16 protein-coding genes and 2 pseudogenes are annotated in these 17,924 nt (G+C 68.1%); 10 read left to right on the top strand and 8 right to left on the bottom strand.

Features of this window, described 5'->3' with window-relative positions:
• Positions 1 to 14: 14 nt before the first annotated feature.
• The 6 genes and pseudogenes from NFL01S_RS02150 to NFL01S_RS02125 form a co-directional block, all read left to right on the top strand.
• Positions 15 to 443, top strand: a pseudogene (locus NFL01S_RS02150) (LLM class flavin-dependent oxidoreductase); the annotation flags it as partial.
• A 535-nt stretch (positions 444 to 978) separates the two neighbouring features.
• Positions 979 to 1,752, top strand: a complete 774-nt coding sequence (locus NFL01S_RS02145) for an SDR family NAD(P)-dependent oxidoreductase (protein WP_062970840.1) — start codon at positions 979 to 981, stop codon at positions 1,750 to 1,752.
• Positions 1,749 to 2,630, top strand: coding sequence for a DUF6282 family protein (locus NFL01S_RS02140; protein WP_062970838.1), 882 nt, complete (start codon positions 1,749 to 1,751; stop codon positions 2,628 to 2,630). The genes NFL01S_RS02145 and NFL01S_RS02140 overlap by 4 nt, the downstream gene beginning before the upstream one ends.
• A 20-nt stretch (positions 2,631 to 2,650) precedes the next feature.
• Positions 2,651 to 3,481, top strand: coding sequence for a mycofactocin-coupled SDR family oxidoreductase (locus NFL01S_RS02135; protein WP_062970836.1), 831 nt, complete (start codon positions 2,651 to 2,653; stop codon positions 3,479 to 3,481).
• A 12-nt stretch (positions 3,482 to 3,493) separates the two neighbouring features.
• Positions 3,494 to 4,246, top strand: coding sequence for an SDR family NAD(P)-dependent oxidoreductase (locus tag NFL01S_RS02130; protein WP_062971328.1), 753 nt, complete (start codon positions 3,494 to 3,496; stop codon positions 4,244 to 4,246).
• Positions 4,247 to 4,358: 112 nt separating this feature from the next.
• Positions 4,359 to 5,122: pseudogene (locus tag NFL01S_RS02125) on the top strand (crotonase/enoyl-CoA hydratase family protein).
• Positions 5,123 to 5,546: 424 nt separating this feature from the next.
• Here the strand turns inward: NFL01S_RS02125 and NFL01S_RS02120 are convergent.
• From NFL01S_RS02120 to NFL01S_RS02105, 4 genes are all read right to left on the bottom strand, one after another.
• Positions 5,547 to 6,512 (bottom strand): ADP-ribosylglycohydrolase family protein, encoded by a 966-nt coding sequence (locus tag NFL01S_RS02120; protein ID WP_063915796.1) that lies wholly within the window; start codon positions 6,510 to 6,512, stop codon positions 5,547 to 5,549.
• 351 nt (positions 6,513 to 6,863) lie between these two features.
• Positions 6,864 to 7,571 carry an SDR family oxidoreductase gene (locus NFL01S_RS02115; protein WP_062970834.1) on the bottom strand — a complete coding sequence of 236 codons (708 nt, stop codon included), beginning with the start codon at positions 7,569 to 7,571 and terminating at the stop codon, positions 6,864 to 6,866.
• Positions 7,572 to 7,688: 117 nt separating this feature from the next.
• Positions 7,689 to 9,356, bottom strand: a complete 1,668-nt coding sequence (gene casG / locus NFL01S_RS02110; RefSeq protein ID WP_062970832.1) for a steroid-24-oyl-CoA synthetase — start codon at positions 9,354 to 9,356, stop codon at positions 7,689 to 7,691.
• An 89-nt stretch (positions 9,357 to 9,445) separates the two neighbouring features.
• Complete coding sequence (locus NFL01S_RS02105; protein ID WP_062970830.1) at positions 9,446 to 10,351, bottom strand: TIGR03619 family F420-dependent LLM class oxidoreductase; 906 nt, start codon at positions 10,349 to 10,351, stop codon at positions 9,446 to 9,448.
• A 230-nt stretch (positions 10,352 to 10,581) separates the two neighbouring features.
• On the opposite strand from NFL01S_RS02105, the gene NFL01S_RS02100 reads away from it, so the two are divergent.
• From NFL01S_RS02100 to NFL01S_RS02090, 3 genes are all read left to right on the top strand, one after another.
• On the top strand, positions 10,582 to 11,454 hold the full coding sequence (locus tag NFL01S_RS02100; protein ID WP_062971326.1) for an IclR family transcriptional regulator: 873 nt from the start codon (positions 10,582 to 10,584) through the stop codon (positions 11,452 to 11,454).
• Between the two features lie 596 nt (positions 11,455 to 12,050).
• Positions 12,051 to 13,013 (top strand): acyl-ACP desaturase, encoded by a 963-nt coding sequence (locus NFL01S_RS02095; protein ID WP_062970829.1) that lies wholly within the window; start codon positions 12,051 to 12,053, stop codon positions 13,011 to 13,013.
• A 117-nt stretch (positions 13,014 to 13,130) separates the two neighbouring features.
• Positions 13,131 to 13,775 carry an HhH-GDP family DNA glycosylase gene (locus NFL01S_RS02090; protein WP_062970827.1) on the top strand — a complete coding sequence of 215 codons (645 nt, stop codon included), beginning with the start codon at positions 13,131 to 13,133 and terminating at the stop codon, positions 13,773 to 13,775.
• 203 nt (positions 13,776 to 13,978) lie between these two features.
• Here the strand turns inward: NFL01S_RS02090 and NFL01S_RS02085 are convergent, their stop codons facing one another.
• From NFL01S_RS02085 to NFL01S_RS02075, 3 genes are all read right to left on the bottom strand, one after another.
• On the bottom strand, positions 13,979 to 14,695 hold the full coding sequence (locus NFL01S_RS02085; protein WP_062970825.1) for an oxygen-binding di-iron domain-containing protein: 717 nt from the start codon (positions 14,693 to 14,695) through the stop codon (positions 13,979 to 13,981).
• Between the two features lie 168 nt (positions 14,696 to 14,863).
• Positions 14,864 to 15,547 carry a membrane protein YczE gene (gene yczE / locus NFL01S_RS02080; protein ID WP_245670477.1) on the bottom strand — a complete coding sequence of 228 codons (684 nt, stop codon included), beginning with the start codon at positions 15,545 to 15,547 and terminating at the stop codon, positions 14,864 to 14,866.
• 182 nt (positions 15,548 to 15,729) lie between these two features.
• Positions 15,730 to 16,551, bottom strand: a complete 822-nt coding sequence (locus tag NFL01S_RS02075) for a maleylpyruvate isomerase family mycothiol-dependent enzyme (protein WP_062970823.1) — start codon at positions 16,549 to 16,551, stop codon at positions 15,730 to 15,732.
• A 175-nt stretch (positions 16,552 to 16,726) separates the two neighbouring features.
• Here NFL01S_RS02075 and NFL01S_RS02070 point away from each other — a divergent pair, with 175 nt between their 5' ends.
• Entirely contained in the window at positions 16,727 to 17,125 is a 399-nt protein-coding gene (locus NFL01S_RS02070) for a VOC family protein (RefSeq protein ID WP_062971324.1), read from the top strand.
• Between the two features lie 76 nt (positions 17,126 to 17,201).
• On the opposite strand, the gene NFL01S_RS02065 is transcribed toward NFL01S_RS02070, so the two are convergent.
• Positions 17,202 to 17,858: a winged helix-turn-helix transcriptional regulator gene (locus NFL01S_RS02065; RefSeq protein WP_062970821.1), complete on the bottom strand. Its 657-nt coding sequence runs from the start codon at positions 17,856 to 17,858 to the stop codon at positions 17,202 to 17,204.
• Positions 17,859 to 17,924: the final 66 nt, after the last annotated feature.

The following is a 17,924-nucleotide window of genomic DNA, read 5'->3' as shown; positions in this document are numbered from 1 at the left end:
GGGGGCGGCCCGAGGGCATGCTCGGACCCGGCTACCGCGACGGCGTATATCGGATGTTCGGTGCCGCCCGCCGTCGGCGCGTGCAGCGACTCGAGGAAACGGTCGAGGTGCTGCGCCAGGCCTGGACCGGTGAGGAATTCGAATTCCGGGGCGAACGCGTGCTGGTCCGGCCCCGGCCTGCCCGCCTCGGAGGACCGGAACTCTATTTCGGTGGTTCGGCCGGGGCCTCGGCGCTGCGTGCGGCCCGGATCGGGGACGGGTACCGCCCGGCCGGTGCCGAAAGGGACCGGCTCTACGATCGACGCACTCCATGTGCGGTCCACGACGAACGCCAATGCGAACTGGGCGCGGGAGCGCGGCGTGGGCACCACTGGCTACCGTTCCGCCACGGGATCGGCCGACCTGCCGGCGGACCCGAATGTTCGCGTGGTCACGCCCGATGAATACGTAGCGCTCTGCGAGAAGCTGGGCCCGGATGCGGAATTGGTGTCCGGCCGCTGGTGGGCGGGCTGCCGCTGGAGGCGGGGTGGCGCGCGGCCCGGACCGGCGGAACCTGTTGCGGCCGCGGCCGGCTGCCGCGTTCGCGCAGGTCCACGCCCTCGGCGAGCCGGTGGTGCGGAATCCGGCGATGCCATCCGGTGAGCGCGACCATCGGTTCCGCATGGGCCGGATGTATGCCGAGGCGGCGGTGGTGGCCGGCACCGTACCCGAGATGGTGGGCAGGTGGGGGGCGCTCCGGAGCGAAAACGTCCGGGTCCTCGAAGGTTCGTGGGTCGTGGTCGGCCGATACACACCAGATGGCCCTTGTGGATCGGCGGTCCGTAGAGGTCGAGGTCGCGGGCGGCTTCGCGGCCGTCCTGGGTGATCGGGCATGCGGAATATGCGGTGGCTATGGCGTGCGTCACGGGTTGACATTTGCTCGTAATGATATGCATGATTCGGGTAATTACAAGGGTGATCGACCGCAGGAGGCCGCAGGTGCACAGGTTCGAAGACCACACGGCAGTGGTGACCGGCGGAGGTTCCGGAATCGGGGCGGCCTCCGCCCGGAGGCTGGCGGCCGAAGGTGCGGCGGTGGCCGTTGTCGATCTGCACCAGACGGCCGCGGAGAATACCGCCGCGGCGATCCTGGAGGCCGGCGGGCGGGCCGCCGCGTTCGGCGCCGATGTGCGGGACCGGGAGCGCGTGTTTGCGGTGACGGCCGAAATCGTCGAGCACTTCGGGGAAATCGGTGTCGTGTTCACCGGCGCCGGGGTGTCCGGCGCGCGGATCGACAGTCACGAACTCTCCGAAGACGACTGGCGCGGAGTGCTCGATATCAACCTGAGCGGCACATTCTTCACCATCCAAGCGGCACTGCCGTCGATGCTGCGGCGCGGCGGCGGATCGATCGTGACATGCGGTTCGACTTCGTCGTTCATCGCCACGCAAGGCGGTCTGGCGCCGTACCGGGCGTCGAAGGGCGGGATCAAGATGCTCACCCAGACCCTCGCGATCGAGTACGCCCCGCACGGTATCCGGGCCAACAGTGTGTGCCCGGGCGCGGTGAAAACGAACCTCGGCGCCAATACCGCGGCGATCGTGCCGACCACCGCCACGGTGCGCAATCCGTCGAAACCGCTGAACGTGCCCCTCGGCCGATACGGCGAACCCGACGAGATCGCCGCGGTGGTCGCATTCCTCGCCTCGCCGGATGCCTCGTACGTGACCGGGCAGGCGATCCTCGCCGACGGAGGTGTTACCGCCGAATGACACGCAACTCCGGAGCCGTGCCCGTCCTGCTCGACGGGGCCATCGATATGCACTGTCATTTCGGCCCGGAGCCACTGGTCGAAAAGCTCGCGAAACATCCGCACGCAGTCGACCCGATCGAGGCCGCCGGGGAGGCCGCGGCCGGTGGGATGCGGGCGATCGTGCTGAAGGCGCACGAGTTCCCGTCCACCGCGGTCGCCGATCTGGCCAACAAGGCGGTGCCGGACGTTTTGTCGATCGCGGGGATGTGCTGCGATCACCCGGTCGGCGGGCTCAATCCCCAGGCCGTCGAAACCGCGCTGCGGGCCGGCGCGCAGGTGGTGTGGTTGCCGACACTGTCCTCGATATCGAACACCGCGCAAGCTGTGGAGGCGGCGTTCGGGGTGCGGGAAGGGATTCCGGTCCTCGGCCCGGACGGTGAACTCGTGCCGGAGGTATGCGAGATCATGGATCTCGTCGCGGCGAGCGGTGCGGTACTGGCGACCGGGCATATCACCGTCGACGAGCATTATGCGGTGGTACGCGCATTCGCCGGTCGCGGGAATCTGGTCGTCACGCACGCCATGCACGCCAGTGCCGGGCCCGGACTCTCGGTGGACCAGGTCGTCGAGCTGGCCGGCCTCGGCGCCGTAATCGAATTCGCGGCCCATACCTGTATGGGGAAACCGTCGACGTTCGACCAGGTGATCACCGCCATCGGCCGGATCGGACCCCAACGCGCGATCGTGTCCACCGATTACGGCTGGACCGACACCCTGCCGCACCCGGCGGCCGGCCTGCGCGGATACGTCAACGCGCTGTGGGACGAAGGCGTCGCCGAAAACGAACTCCGGCTGATGGCCGGCGCGGTCCCGGCGCGACTGCTGGGTTTGGACTGACAACGAGGGAGGTTCTCGGAATGGGGCGAGTATCCGGCAAGGTCGCATTCATCACGGGTGCGGCGCGCGGACAGGGACGTTCACACGCGGTGCGGCTGGCGCAGGAAGGCGCCGATATCGTCGTTGTGGACTCCTGCGCGGATGTGCCGTCGCTCGAGTACCCGATGGCCACGATCGAAGATCTGCGCGACACCGAAAAACTGGTGCGCGATCTCGGCCGCCGGGTGCTGGCCCGCCAGGTCGATGTGCGGGATCAGGCCGGTCTCGATGAGGTGGCCGCCGAGGCGGCCGAGCGCCTCGGCGGTATCGATATCGTGAGCGCCAACGCCGGTGTGGTCGGGTGCCGTCCGACCTTCGACCTCACCGACACCGAGTGGCAGGATATGGTCGACATCAATATGACCGGTGTCTGGCGCACTGTGAAAGCCACTGTGCCGCATATGGTCGAGGCCGGTCGCGGCGGTTCGGTAATTCTGACCAGTTCGGTGGTCACCCTGGTCGGCGCGGCGAACGTGGCGCACTACAACGCATCGAAGAGCGGTGTCGTCGGCCTGATGCAGACGTTGTCGGCCGAACTGGGCCGCCACGGTATCCGCGTCAACGCGGTCCACCCGGGCAATGTCGCGACCGACATGCTGTTCAGCAAGTCCACCTTGCGCGTGTTCTGCCCGGATCTGGACAATCCGACGCCGGACGATCTGCGCGAACGGGCCCGCGGGTCCGATGTGCTCGGGCAGGGATGGGTCGAAGCCGAGGACATCAGCAATGCGGTGCTCTACCTGGCGTCCGACGAAGCGCGGTTCGTGACCGGCGTATCCCTTCCGGTCGATGCCGGCCGGCGGATCGGCTGAACGGAGATGACCATGGAATACGGAAAACGATCGACCGGCCGGCGGATCCTCATCACCGGGGGAGCAGGCGGGATCGGCGCGGCGGCAGCGCGGCGAGTGGCCGCCGAAGGCGCGGCCGTGGCGATCCTCGACACGGATTACGACGCGGCGCAGCGGCTGGTTCCGGAGCTGGGGATCGCGGCGGCGGTCGAATGCGATGTCACGCGGGAAGAGTCCGTCACCACCGCGGTGGCCGCGGCGGCGGAGGAACTGGGCGGTCTGGACGGCGTGCTGACCTGCGCCGGGATCGCCCGCTCCGGCCTGCCGCACGAAATGTCCTTCGAGGACTGGCATTCGGTGATCGCGGTCAACCTCACCGGAACCTTCCTCACGATCCGCGCCGCCGTACCCCACCTGCTGGAGGCGGGGGCGGCGAGCGTGGTCACCATCGGATCGGTGGCGTCACTGGTCTCCGCGAATACCAACACCTGTAGCTACGACGCGTCGAAGAGCGGTGTACTCGGGCTGACCCGGTCGATCGCGGTCGGCTACGCCGACCGCGGTATCCGGGCGAACTGCCTGTGCCCGGGGGTGGTGGACACGCCGCTCGCCCGCCGTGCCCGCGAGGTGGAGGGCGTGACGAGCAACGCGGTCGCGGCCACCCCGCTGGGCCGCCGCGCCGAACCGGACGAGATGGCGGCCGTGATCGCCTTCCTGCTTTCCGCGGAGTCGTCCTATCTCACCGGTTCGGTCGTCACCGCCGACGGCGGGCTCACCGCACGATGACCCGAACAGGAACTACCCGATCGACCAGGACGGGTATGGACGTGCGAGCAGACAAGACGGCCGGCAGCGGGCGCGGCCCGGCGACCATGAATCGATCCGGCAGGGAGCCGCAATGAGCGAGGAAGTACTGGTCGACGCGCAGGACGGCGTTCTCGTCATCACACTCAACCGCCCAGCGGCGCGTAATGCGGTGAACCTCGCGGTATCCGAGGCGGTCGCCGCGGCGATGACCGAACTCGATTCCAGCCCGGACCTGTCGGTCGGCGTGCTCACCGGAGCCGGCGCGACATTCTGCGCGGGGATGGACCTGAAGGCGTTCCTGCGTGGCGAATCGCCGGTGATCCCGGGGCGTGGGTTCCTCGGCCTGGTGGAGGCTCCGCCGGAGAAACCGCTGATCGCCGCGGTCGAGGGATACGCGCTGGCGGGCGGGTGCGAAGCCGTACTGGCCGCGGACCTGGTGGTGGCCTCGCGGACCGCGAAATTCGGTATCCCCGAGGTCAAACGCGGGCTGGCGGCCGCGGCGGGCGGGCTGATGCGGCTGCCCCGCCGGATCCCACCCGCCGTGGCGCTCGAGCTGGCGCTCACCGGCGATCTTTTCGACGCCGAACGCGCCTTCGCCCTGGGGCTGGTGAATCGTCTCGCCGACGAGGGACAGGCGCTGGACGTGGCCCTCGACCTGGCCCGTTCCATCGCGGCCAACGGGCCGCTCGCCGTGCGGGCATCCAAAAGGTCATCCGCGAGAGCATGGAGTGGACGCAGGACGAGATGTTCGAGCGGCAACGTGCGATCACCGGTCCGGTATTCGCCTCCGCCGATGCGCAGGAAGGCGCCCGGGCCTTCGCGGAGAAGCGACCGCCTCGCTGGCGTGGGGAGTAGGGCTCGGCAACCGGGGTAGCCGAGGGGCGGTGGGCCACCAGGGAAAACCGATGCACTGGGCTCGCCGAGACCGATCTTCGCGACAGTCGCACGTACGGGTGCCGCTTCCGCGGGCCGTATTCGGACCGGCTGGAGAGGCTGCTACCCGACCGTGTCCGGACCCGGTTCCTGACTGGCGCGGTATCGCCGGGAACTGGGCTTGCCTGATGAACACCCGCCGGCACGCTGTCATCACCGGACCCCGCATCGCCCCACCGCGACTCGCCGGCGTCGCCGGCCTCTCGGGGCGCGGACGAGCGACGACACCTACGGTGTCGATCAACTGTTCATCATCGGCTGTCCCGTCGGTCGTCGCGGTGGACGGCGCCCGGAACGTCGGTGGAGGGTCGATCGGCGGTGGACCGGGGACGGTTGCCGGTCGGCGCTAGCGGGTTCCGGTCACCCAGCGGTGTAACCAGCCGAACCGGGACTTCGGGCGCCCGTAGGCGAAGTGTGCCGGGTCCAGCCAGCGAGGCAGAGGTTCGCGCGCGGCGAGCCAGGTCGCGGGCAGACCGGCGAGGGAGTCCTTGCCGGTGTAGGTGGCGACGATTCCGCCGACGATGGCGCTCGTGGTGTCGATATCGCCGTCGGCCTCGATACAGGCCGTGATCGCGGCGGGATAGTTGTCGAGATAGGTCGCCGCGGCCCACATCGTGAAAGGCACCGTGTTCTGCGCGGTGACCCGGGAACCGTTGCCCAGCTCCGCCGCGGCATGCTCCACAGACGCGCCGAGCAGCGTGCGCGCCCGGCCGACCGACCGGGCCGTTTCCCCGTCGGCGAGGTGGCCCAGGACAGCGGTGAGGAACTCACCCGGCGCGGGCCGTACTCCGGTGGACCGGGCCCGGCCGGCCTCACCCGCCGCCAGCGCCACCGCGACCGCACCGGCCACTCCCTCCGGATGCATATGGGTCACCCGCGCCGAGCGGGTTGCTTCGGCCACGATGCGGTCCGGATCTCCGGCGTAGAACGCGCCCAGCGGCGCCACCCGCATGGCGGCGCCGTTACCGCACGATCCCTGCCCCTCGTACACGGATCCGGACGCCTCCGGCCACGGCACGCCCTCGCGGATCCGGCGCAGGATGCCCACCGAGTGGAAGCCGTAGTCGCGGGCCGGATCACAACGCCGGGCGAAGGCGGTGGCCAGCAGATCCGGGTCGATGGCACCGCGGGTACCCAATTCGGCGGCCACGCTGCAGGCCATCTCGGTATCGTCGGTCCACCCCCACGGCCCGGTCGGGAGGTTCCCGCTCCGGAGATCGGATAGTGAACGGCGCATTACCGGGAATTGTTGTCCCAGTGCATCCCCCACGGACAGGCCGTCCAGTGAATCGATCATCAAGTCGATAGACATCGGGCCCGATCGTAACCACGCCGCTTGCGTGGCGGCAATGTGCGCGCCACTTGTCCGGCCCCGGGCGGCCCGGCCCGAGGGTGCGTCTCTGTCCTCGGCCGTTGGCGCAGGTGGGGGTCCGCCGCTCTCGGTCCGCAGCTCCACCGGCGAGCGCAAGGTCAATGAGGTGTGTGTCGATCCACCTCGAAGAACGCAATTCGGGCCAAAGTCCATGTGAGCGCGGATGGCGTCTCGCCCGGCGCAGAGAGGAACGCGAAAGCACCTGGGCGACAGTCCCTCTCGTGCAGGTCCGTGCGCCGACCGGCGACTCGTGCCGACCCGATTTCCCCGTGGACCGGCGAACCCGGCGACTCAGGGCAGCGGTGCCGCAATATACCGGACAGCCGGTTTACCGGGGCTGACGACCAGTTCGGTGCCCGGTTCCCCGTCGCGGAGCAACTGCTCGACGGCAGCGGCCACCTCGTCCGCGTCCAGCATCGGGATCCCGGCCGCGCGGAAGCGCTCCCGCCCGCCGGCGGTCAGCGGAGTGTCCACCAGTCCGGGGCATACCGCGCTCAGCCGAATCCCCTCGCGTGCCAGGGAACCGTGCAGGGCACGAACCAAACCGATGACCGCATGTTTGGTCATGGTGTAGATCGGGTCCTGCGGGACGCCCTTGATTGCCGCATACGAGGCGGTGACGACGATGGAACCGCCGCCCTGCCGGCGCATCACCGGCAGGGCGGCGCGCAGCCCCCATACGACGGCGTGCTGGTTGACGCCGACGACCGCGTGATAGCGGTCGAGATCGAGGTCGGCCGGATCCTTGTCCGCCGAATTCGTTCCGGCATTGAGGACGAGCAGGTCGACCCGTTCGCCGGCGGCGGCGACGGCGGTTCGGGAAGTGGCCGGATCGGTGAGATCGCCGATGATCGCTTCACCACCCAGATTTGTGGCTATGTGCCGGACGAGTGGGTCGCGGTCCACGAGCACACAGCGGACGCCATCGGCCGCCAGTCGCCGGGCGGTGTGCTCGCCGATTCCGCCCGCCGCCCCGGTGATCACTGCGGTCTCTGTCATGTCTGCTCCTTTGCGCCCCCCGCGAGCGAGAATATCCTTCTCGTTGGCCAGAATGCAATTCTTGGGACGGTGGAGCCGGGACGTTCGGTAGCGCCGAGTAGGTTGAACCGGCCTGGTTCAGAGGGTGATCGCGCGGCGGGCGAGTTTGCCGGTGGCGTTGCGCGGCAACGATTCCGTCGTGATCCGCCAGCGGGTCGGCACCTTGAAATACGAGAGACGCTCGCGGGCGAATTCGGTGAGCTGCTCCGCGGTGACCGTGGCGCCCGGCGCGACCACCACCACCGCCGCCACTTCCTGCCCCAGGTCGGCGTGAGGTACACCCACGACGGCGCATTCGGCGATATCGGGGTGCTCGTCGAGGCATTGTTCGATCTCGGTCGGGTAGACGTTCTCCCCGCCGCGCAGGATGAGATCGGAGCGGCGGCCGGTCAACCGGAGTTCGCCGCCCTCGACGACGCCGTAGTCGCCCGTGCGCAGCCAGCGGTCCGGGGTGATCGCGGCCGCGGTGGCGGCCTCGTCTTTCCAGTACCCGAGCATGACGAACGGGCTGCGGACACACACCTCGCCTTCGGTGCCGTCCGGCACCTGCACGCCGTGGGGGTCGCGGATCTCGAGGTTCACGGTGAGGATCGGGCGACCGAGTGTGCCGGGGGAGCGGTTCAGATCCGCGGGGGTGGCGACCGCGATCGCGGTACTGCATTCGGTCAGCCCGTAGCTGTCGACCAGCGCGTCGCGGGCGAACGGGAATCGTTCCCGGAGCCGGTCCTTGAACGCGATCGACGACGGGGCCGAGGCCAGGGCGAACGCGGTGAGGGAGGACAGGTCGAAGTTCTCGGCGCCGTCGTATTCGAGGAGTCGCGCGGCCATGGTGGGCACGGCTCCCCAGTTGGTGACCCGTTCCCGCTCGATGAGCCGGAGCACGGTTTCGACATCGAAGCCGCCCTGGTTGAGCACCACCGCGCTGCCCGTGGCCAGCCGGGGCACGACCAGATTGTGCAAGCTCGCGATATGGAAAAGGGGGGAGGTCAGCAGGCATCGAAGCGGGATCGGCTGCGAGTCGTCGTAGTCGTGGCCCGACATTTCGGCGGCGAATGCGTCGCCGAAGCGGAAGTAGTCCACGACGGCCAGCAGATTACGTTGCGAATGCAGGGCGCCCTTGGGGCGTCCGCTGGTGCCGCTGGTGTAGAGAATGACCGAGGGGTCGTCCTCGTCGACCTCCGGCTGCGGGAGTTCGGCCCGGGCGTATTCGGTGATCAGGCGTGGCAGATCGTTTTCCGTGGTGAGCACACTGACACCGGAGGTGTCGAGTCCTTCCAGCAGCCGGGCGCGTTTCTCGTCCACGATCAGGACCGAGGGACGGCAGTGCTGTAACCCGTAGTCGATCTCGCGTGACACCCACCAGCTGTTCATGCCGACGGTGACGGCGCCCAGACTCTGGGTGGCCCAGAATGCCATCACCCATTCGGGGCTGTTGGCGGCCAGGATCGCCACCCGGTCGCCTGTGCGCACCCCGTACCGGTCGCGCAGTGCGACCGCCAGCGCCGCGACCGCGTCGAGGTGCTCGGTGAACGAGATCCGGCGGTCGGTGGTGACGAGATAGTCGCGGTCCCCCCACGACCGTGAGGTTGTCAGCAGATCAGCCACCCGCCGGCTGCGATGGCGAATCACCGGGATCTCGGCACCGAGTACATCCTCGGTCACGATCTCGAACCGGCCACCGGGACCGGTCAACCGCCGGATGATGTCTTCGATCCGGGACTGCATATCGGTTGCCGGTGTCGCCATAGTGGCCGCCCTTCTCTCCACGGTGCCTGTCGGACAGCAACATGCCACGGCCCGACCGGGCGGTCGGTGACCTGTACCACTCAGCGAGACTACGCAGGTGTGTTCTGCGGGGGCCGTGCAGGCCGGTCGTCGAAGGTGCAGCCCTGCTCGTCGGCGAGAGTGCGCAGGGCGGCGAGCTGGTCGCAGTAGCCGGTGGCGCCGGTGGCGGTGAGTCCGACGCTCGCGATGGTGGTGCCGGCGGTCCGGAGCCGGTCCAGGGCGTGCGCCGTGCGGTCCGGGGCGCCGATCGGGTCGAGGCGCTCGCCGGCGCTGAATACCAGATCGAATCCGGCGGGGAGTTCGACGGTTTTCAGCATGGCCTGCAGCTCGGGGAGCGGGAGTCCGAACGGGACCCAGCCGTCACCGAATTCGATCGCGCGCCGCAGCGAGCGCCGGGTCCGGCCGCCTATCCACAACGGGACCCGTGCCTGCACCGCGTTCGGCCGGACGAGCATATTGTCGAAGTTGTAGTACCGGCCGTGGTATTCGGGCCGGTCTGCGGACAGGGCGGCGCGTAGTGCGGCGAGCGCATCGTCGGCGCGGGCCCCGCGTTCCGCGAATTCGGCGCCGAGCAGCTCGAACTCCGCACGGAGGCTGCCGACGCCGAGACCCAGGATCAGCCGCCCTCCGCTGACCAGGTCGAGCGTGCCGTACCGCTTGGCGATTTCCAGTGGATGGTGATAGCCGAGCACCAGTACCTGGGTGGTCAGCCGGATACCGCTGGTGCGGGCCGCGAGGAAGCCGAAGGTGGCCAGCGGATCCCAGTAGGTGCCGCCTCGTTCGGCAGCGATATCGACCGGGACGGCGACGTGTTCGCTACAGGTCAGGTGATGGAAGCCCAGCCGGTCCGCGGTTTCGGCGATCCGGGCGAGTTCGGCGATTCCGGCGTCTCGTTCCCAGTCCGCGCACATCGACGGATGGGCGATGACGATGGGGGACGAGATTCCGATATGCATCCTGGCGAATTCTCCGCTACTGGTGTGCCGGCTCGGTGGGGTCGGCGTCCGTTCTACCGCGCCCGCGGGGGAGGGGCGTACCGGCCGTCCCGGTGGGTGGTATCCCGGCGCGGCGGCGGCCGACTCACTCGTTCTGCCGGACAGACGGAGTCCAGGTGCTACTCTGAAACAAGAATGAATTTCAGTTTTTGCCTGTGAAAGGCCTCTGAACAGTGCTGTTGGAGGAATCGATGACCGTCACGGACTTGGTATCCACCCCCCGGGCCGAGGTGCGGGAGCTGCCGCAATCGATGGTCGAGCGGATGACCGCGATACTCGATGCATTCGAAGGCCGCGCCGCACGTCTGTCCCTGGAGGACGTTGCCGATTCCGCGGGGCTGCCCCGCTCCACCGTGCACCGGATCCTGCACCAGCTGGTAGGCCTGGACTGGATCGAGCACACCGCGTCCGGCTACCGCCTGGGCCGCCGTGCGCTGGGACTGGCCGGTGGCGACGGCGGCCGCAGTGAGATCCGCGCGGCCGCGGCGCCGCTACTGCACCAGCTGCATCTGCAGACCGGTCTGGTCGTGCACCTGACGGTGCTCGAGGGTGGGGACAGCGTGTATCTGGACAAGGTCGGTGGCCGGTTCGCCACCTGCGTCCCCTCGCGGGTCGGTGGCCGGGTACCCGCCTACGCGACCGCCGGTGGGAAAGCCATCCTGGCCGGGCTACCCCCGGAAACCGTCGACGCCCTGTACGGCCCGCGCCTGCGCGGCTGGACCGACCGCACGGTGACCGATCTCTCCGCACTGCACCAGGAACTCAACCGGATCCGGCGGCGCAACGGTCTCGCTCTCGAACACGGCGAGTCCGCGCCCGGCGTCTCCTGTGTCGGGGCGGCGATCCGCGGTTACGACGGCCCGGTCGCCGGAATCTCGTTGTGTGGGGACACCCGCTCGGCCCGGCTCGACCGGGTGGCGCCGCTCGTCGCCGACGCCGCCCGAACGATATCGCGCACGCTGTACCCGGAACATTCGGATCGGCGCCGTACCCGGGGTAACGCCCGGATTCCCGCGGCGACGCCGGATACCTCCGCCCCGCTGGTATCTGCCCGTGCCGGCTGACGTGCCGTTGTCATCGGCAGCGAACCGCCCGCTCGCGCTGCTGCCGAAGCGGGCGGAGTAAGTGCGCGGCGCCGCCGCACCCGCGGGCGCGGGATCGCCGATGGGCGGACGCGAAAGGCCCTGAGCGGCCTGCGATCGGACCGCCGACCCCACCTCGGGAAAATCGCGGGGCCTGCCGATTCAGGTCCGGATTCGTGGATTTGCCGGAGCAGTTGTCACCGGGCTCGGGTACGTGACCGGCGGGTCGGTTCCCTCCGTCGATGAATTGCCTGATCAGCGTGAGGTTTTCGGCGGCTGCGGTGGCTCGTCCCGGCATTGCTACCCTGTCGGGGATCGGGCATTGGTGCTGCCGGATATCCGGACATCCCTGTCCGGGCCCGGCTTCGACCAGGTGATCGATCTGCCCGGCAGCGGGTATCGTCTGCACCGCTGGGTGGCAGTGAGCAGGGCCTGCGCGGAGTGCGGAGAGATATCTCCGGGCGGGAGAGTGTGTTCGACCCGATCCGAGATCGTCGCGTGCCGCATCCGGTCATGTACCCGGCCGCGTGCCGGCGCCGCTCTCGGATCGTTTCCGAGGACGAGCCGAGAGGAACTGCATGGGACGCGATATCACGCAGCACGAATTGCTGGTCGAGTTGGAACCGGTGGTGGCCGAGAATCTGGATCGGCACCTGGCCACGGCCAAGGACTGGAACCCGCACGACTACGTGCCGTGGGACGAGGGCCGCAATTTCGCCGCGATGGGCGGTGTGGACTGGGATCCGGAACAGTCACGGCTGTCGGAGGTCGCCAAGGTCGCGATGATCACCAATCTGCTCACCGAGGACAATTTGCCCTCGTATCACCGCACGATCAGTGAGCATTTCTCCCGTGACGGCGCCTGGGGCACCTGGGTGGGCCGGTGGACCGCCGAGGAGAACCGGCACGGTATCGCCATGCGCGACTATCTGGTCGTCACCCGGGGGGTGGATCCCGTCGCGCTGGAGAACGACCGCATGGTGCATATGACGCGCGGTGTGCATGCGCCGGAGTACTTCATGGGCATGCTCGACCAGGTCGCCTATGTGACCTTCCAGGAGCTGGCGACCCGTATCAGCCACCGCTGCACCGGCAGAGTGTGCGAGGACCCGATTGCCGACCGCATGCTCAAGCGGATAGCCACCGACGAGAACCTGCACATGATCTTCTACCGCAACTTGGCCGGGGCGGCGTTCGATCTCGCGCCCGACCAGGCGATGGAATCGGTCACCAAGATCATCAAGGACTTTGCCATGCCCGGCCGCGGTATGCCCAACTGGCGGCGTAACGGTGTCCTGATGGTCAAACACGGTATCTACGATCTGCGTCAGCACCTCGACGAGGTGCTGCTGCCGGTGCTGCGGATCTGGAACGTTTTCGATCGCGCCGATTTCACCGCGCGGGGCGAACGCAGCCGTGAGGAGCTGTGCGAATACCTCGAGAAGCTGGGCAAGGATGTGCAGCGGTTCGAGGAGCAGCGGGCGCGGATGCTCGCCCGGGAAGCCGCCAAGGCGGAGAAAGCCGCCGCCACGGTGAGCTGAGGCGATCCGCGCCGTTCGCGCGGTACATGGGAACGGTGTGCGAGGCTGGTTGCGGGCGCCGGTTGCGGGGTGTGGGCCGGTGGGTTGCGGGTATACGCGACGGGAGAAGGAGGCCCGATGAGCCAGCGAGATGTTGTGCACGCACTACTCGACCGAGCCGGTAGCACCTACGCCGCCGAAGCGGGAATCAAGCTCGACGACAAACCGGCGCCACTGTTCCAGCTGTTGATGATGTCCGAACTGCTCAGCGCCCGGATCTCCGCCGATATTGCGACCGCCGCGACGGCCGAACTCGTCCACAGCGGCTACCGGACCGCCCGCGAAGTCGCGGAAGCACCGTGGCAGGAACTGGTCGACGCACTGGGGCGCGGGCACTATCGCCGCTACGACGAGCGCACCGCCTCCCAGCTCGGCGACATCGCCGCGACCGTCCTCGAGAAATACGACGGCGATCTACGCAAACTCGCCGAAGAAGCCGATCACGACCCGGACCGCGCCGCCGAACTCATCCAGCAGTTCAAAGGAATAGGCCCGACCGGCGGCGATATCTTCCTGCGCGAAGTACAGGACGTATGGCCGTGGGTCCGCCCGCATTTCGACCGCCGCGCGGTACACGGTGCGCAACGGATCGATCTCCCCGCCGACCCCGGCAAACTGGCCCGCCTCGCCCCGGACCACGAGGCCGCCGAATTCGCCGCCGCGCTGGTCCGGGTGGCCGGCGACGACGATCTCGCCGCGGAGATACGATCGGCGGCCCACTGACCGACCGGAGCGGACCGGCCGGATTCACCTCCTGGGCGGGGTGCGGGGGTGTCGGTCGGTATCGAGGTCCGACCGCGGAGGTGGCCGGGTGACGCGGTACGCGGGGTAGCGGACCCGGCCGGGCAAGAGTCCCGGCCCGGCGGATCCTGGCGTGGAGGTTGCGGTGGCACGTGAGGACGCCGATGTGGATGGTCGGGGCCGTCTCAGTGCGGGATCCGCTCCTGGTAGATCGCCGCGAGATCGCGCAACGCGCGCTCGCAGTCGCCGGTGTAACTGGACCCGTGCATCACGGCCAGTGTGGTGGGCTGTAGCTCCGCGAGCCGATTCAGTGCCGCGGGAACGGCGGGGCCGATCGAGGTCGCGTGGAAGACGTCTTCGGCGACCGTGGCCGGCTCGACGAGGTCGGTCTCGGTGAGTGCCGGGCCGTCACCGAGTTGGGTCATCAGGTCGCCACAGAACAGCACCCCGGTGGTTTCCTCATACAGCACTCGCGCCTCCCAGTTGTGCGGTGCGTGCGGAGTGTCCAGATGCCGGACCCGGCGTCCGCCCAGATCGATCACCTCACCATCGGCCAGCCGTCGCGGCGGCCGGTCGGCCAGATCGTCGATCGACACCAGGCAACCGACCTCGCCGTGGGCCACCTCGGCGTGCGGGGCGGCCGCGAGGAAGAGGTTCATGGCCCCGCATTCGTCGGCTTCCACATGACCGAAGGTGATCCAGCGCAACTGCTCGACCGGCCTGATCCTCGCTACGGCCGCGGACACAGCGGGGAACAGGGCTCGCATCCCGGTGTGGAACAGTAGCGGTTCCTCGGCATCGACGAAGAACTGGTTGAAGGTGAACCCGGTGGGCCCCACGTCGGGAACGTAGGTGGAAAACCGGTAGATTCCGTCGGCTATCTCATCGGTTCGGGTTTCCATGGGAGACGTCCTGGTTGTTTCGATTCCCCCGGCAGCAGCACCCAGCGCGGTCCAACAGCGAATGTCGAGTTTACTCCCGGATGGCACCCGCGCAGAAGGTCCACCCGCCGGACAGGCCGTGAATCTTCTCCCGGGGCGGAGGTCGCCGAACCGGAGCGGCGACACAACTCACGGACCAGGCCGGACTGCGGCGTCGTCATATCCCAGCCCTTCCGGTTCGGGTGCGGCTGCCCGCGCCTCGGCCGGTGACCTTTCCGGTGCCGTGGCCGCGAAACCCGGCAACCATCCACTCACCAATGGGATCATCGCCTGGATCAGCGGCCCGATCGCGACGGCGTAGACCACCGTGCCGAGCCCCACGCCCCCGCCGAGCAACCAACCCGTGGCCAGCACTGTGACCTCGATCGTCGTCCGCACCAGACGGACGGACAAGCCGGTACGGCGCACCAACCCGGTCATCAACCCGTCGCGGGGTTCGGGCCCGAGCCCCGCACCGATATACAACACACTGGCCAGCGCATTGAGGACCACCGCGAGCATCATCGCGCTCAACCGCACCGGAAGCGATTCCCACTCCGGCAGCAACCACAGCCCCATATCGACCGATACCCCGACCAGGACGACATTGCTCAGCGTGCCGAACCCGGGCCGCTGCCGCAGCGGTATCCAGGCCAGCAGGACGACGGCACCGGTCACGATGGTGACCGTCCCGAAACTCATCGGGACATGCTCTGTCACGCCTTGATGGAACACATCCCACGGGTCCAGACCCACTGCGGCACGGATCATCACGGCCATCGAGAACCCGTACAACCAGAGACCGGCGAACAGTGCCACGAGACGTCGGATCATGTGATGAGCATGCCGGGCGACCGGACTGCTCGTACAGGTCCACTGATGTACTTCTGGACCCATTCCAGGATGATCGGTGGACTGCGCGGCGGCACCAGGCGACCTGCGGCTGGTAGTCCGGCCCGACCACCCGGGCCGACCGTCACCGGCTCCCCGGGTGTCGCCGGCGAAGCCTCCGAGGTTCAGGCGACCACCGCGAGCAGGGTTGTTGCTGCCTCCGTGAGCCCCGGGTCGCCACGCAGTTCGGAGCGCCCACGTGCCTGCTCGACTGTGATTCCGCGACTGGCCAGCCGCCAGAAGGAGTCCTGGTCCATACGTACGACCGCGGCGGGGTTCCCGGGCTGCGCGGCCGTCAGGTCCCAGCCCTCGCCATCGGACACCACCGACCAGCCACCACCCGCCGGGCCGGTGATCTCGAAATGTACCGCCGTCCCGGCGGGCCGGATCCGATCACGGAGCGCCCAGGGCGCCGCATGCAGAAAGGTCACGAGCACCGGTCGCATCAGTGCGACATCATCGGTGCCTCGCCGGGACGCCGCATCACGGATCTGCTGCTGATGGACCCAGAACTCGGTGTAGTCGCGGGCGATATCGAGCCAAGCCGGGCTGGTGCCGGTCCCGGCCCACGAAACATTCAACTGTGCGGGTCCGGTGAGATCAGCTGTTCCGGCCCAGACACGGTCCAGTTCGGGGCCCAGATGTGCGAGCAGATCGGTGAGCACACGAGGGCTGCACTGGCGCATCGCATGAACGAACTCGCCGTTCACTCGCGACAGATAGGCCGGCAGGGTTTCGTCGTCGGCGAACACCGCGCCACCGTGCCCGTCTCGGCTGCCGGATATCCGCCGCAAGTAATCGTTGACGATATGCGCGGTCACATCGGCCACACTCCAGCCGGGGCACACCGTCGGCTTCTTCCAGTCTGCCGGGTCCAGCGAACGGAGCAGCTCGAGCAACATCTGCCTTTCACGCGGGAACAACGGCCGAACGTCCAGTGGGATCATGACTGCGCAGTCAACCGCTGCCGGCCTCACTGTGCCACCGATTTTCGAGCCCCACCCGATACGAGATCGTCGTTCGTCCGCTGTGGGATTCGATACCGGACCGGAGCTGTCCTCTATCGAATCTAGCGTTGCCGGTGATGGCGATACGCCGCATCGACAGAGCCAGGAGCATATGATGAAACTCGTCTCGACCCGTGTGATCACCGATGACATTCAGCGAATGGTCGACTTCTACCAGTACGTGACCGGTGTCGAAGCCGACTGGGCTACAACAGAGTTCGCCGAGATCGTCACATCGGCCGGCACCCTCGCCATCGGGAGCGTCCGCACCGTGGCGCTGTTCGGGACCGGCAGCGCTCGCCCGGCCGACAACCACACCGCGATCATCGAATTCCTCGTCCCCGACGTCGACGCCGAATATCGGCGGTTGCGGGACACAGTCGAGGATTTCGTCAACGAGCCCACCACGATGCCGTGGGGAAACCGGTCCTTGCTGTTTCGCGATCCCGACGGCAATCTGATCAACCTCTTCACTCCGGTTACTGCGCAGGCGATGGCGAAGTTCGCCGGTTGACGCCCGGTCGCCTGGCCCGGCCGGGTGATGCGCCGAGCCGGACCCGTCGGCTGTGATCGGCGGCCGCGACGTCTCGTCAGTCGCCGTCGACCGGCGGAGTTACGTTCGCGCGAACACCCGAGAACGCGGTGCGGAAGACGTTCGAGTCGCCCCGGAGCTCGCCGGCGGCGACTGCCTGCTCGATGCTGATCGTTCCAGCGGCCAGGGCGACGACCACGTCGGGAGTGGCAGTAAATACCGTGGCCGGATCCCGATCGGGCACGAATGCGCGCGGACCGTTTTCGTCGATCCTCAGGACCATCAGGAAGCCGTCGGTCTCGATGCCGAGCTCGACTGGAGGGGAGGCAGTCGTACCGCGGAGGAGGGCGGGCAGTGCCAGGGTCAGCCAGCGCGGCCGGAAAGTATCGTCGCCCTGGCCGGTTGCCAGCAGCGGTACGCCCCATCGGCCGAGGGCTTCCATGGGGTCTCGCAGCCCAGCCCCCCACGGCGTCAGGGCGTAGACGACACTCGAGCCCTCGAGGCGGCGTTCGGCGATTCCGTTCGCCTCCATGTTCTTCAGCCGCTCGGACAGCAGGTTGGTGGCGATTCCCGCGAGGGAAGTCTTCAGCTCGGTGTAGCGCATCGGGCCGGGGAGGAGTTCGCGCACGATGAGTAGCGTCCACCGGTCGCCGATGACGTCCAGGGAGCGTGCGAGGGCGCAGAACTGTCCGTAAGAGCGCGGACTCTTGGTCACGTGATTGGCTTTATCAACCGTGGTTGATTATATCAACTTAAATGTGGACGCCGAGGAGAGGTGACT

The organism is Nocardia flavorosea NBRC 108225, assembly GCF_001613385.1.
GTDB classification, from domain to species: Bacteria; Actinomycetota; Actinomycetes; order Mycobacteriales; family Mycobacteriaceae; genus Nocardia; species Nocardia flavorosea.
The sequence above is the reverse complement of the archived record's forward strand: the minus strand, read 5'-3'. Positions and strand labels throughout refer to the sequence as shown.

Coding starts and splice junctions, on each gene's coding strand:
- yczE (WP_245670477.1), bottom strand. CDS start 15,547: ATGATCCGACGTCTCGTGGCACTGTTCGCCGGTCTCTGGTTGTACGGG.
- NFL01S_RS02075 (WP_062970823.1), bottom strand. CDS start 16,551: ATGATCCCACTGGACGTTCGGCCGTTGTTCCCGCGTGAAAGGCAGATG.
- NFL01S_RS02130 (WP_062971328.1), top strand. CDS start 3,494: ATGGAATACGGAAAACGATCGACCGGCCGGCGGATCCTCATCACCGGG.
- NFL01S_RS02115 (WP_062970834.1), bottom strand. CDS start 7,571: ATGACAGAGACCGCAGTGATCACCGGGGCGGCGGGCGGAATCGGCGAG.
- casG (WP_062970832.1), bottom strand. CDS start 9,356: ATGGCGACACCGGCAACCGATATGCAGTCCCGGATCGAAGACATCATC.
- NFL01S_RS02070 (WP_062971324.1), top strand. CDS start 16,727: ATGAAACTCGTCTCGACCCGTGTGATCACCGATGACATTCAGCGAATG.
- NFL01S_RS02135 (WP_062970836.1), top strand. CDS start 2,651: ATGGGGCGAGTATCCGGCAAGGTCGCATTCATCACGGGTGCGGCGCGC.
- NFL01S_RS02105 (WP_062970830.1), bottom strand. CDS start 10,351: ATGCATATCGGAATCTCGTCCCCCATCGTCATCGCCCATCCGTCGATG.
- NFL01S_RS02100 (WP_062971326.1), top strand. CDS start 10,582: ATGACCGTCACGGACTTGGTATCCACCCCCCGGGCCGAGGTGCGGGAG.
- NFL01S_RS02085 (WP_062970825.1), bottom strand. CDS start 14,695: ATGGAAACCCGAACCGATGAGATAGCCGACGGAATCTACCGGTTTTCC.
- NFL01S_RS02095 (WP_062970829.1), top strand. CDS start 12,051: ATGGGACGCGATATCACGCAGCACGAATTGCTGGTCGAGTTGGAACCG.
- NFL01S_RS02120 (WP_063915796.1), bottom strand. CDS start 6,512: ATGTCTATCGACTTGATGATCGATTCACTGGACGGCCTGTCCGTGGGG.
- NFL01S_RS02090 (WP_062970827.1), top strand. CDS start 13,131: ATGAGCCAGCGAGATGTTGTGCACGCACTACTCGACCGAGCCGGTAGC.
- NFL01S_RS02140 (WP_062970838.1), top strand. CDS start 1,749: ATGACACGCAACTCCGGAGCCGTGCCCGTCCTGCTCGACGGGGCCATC.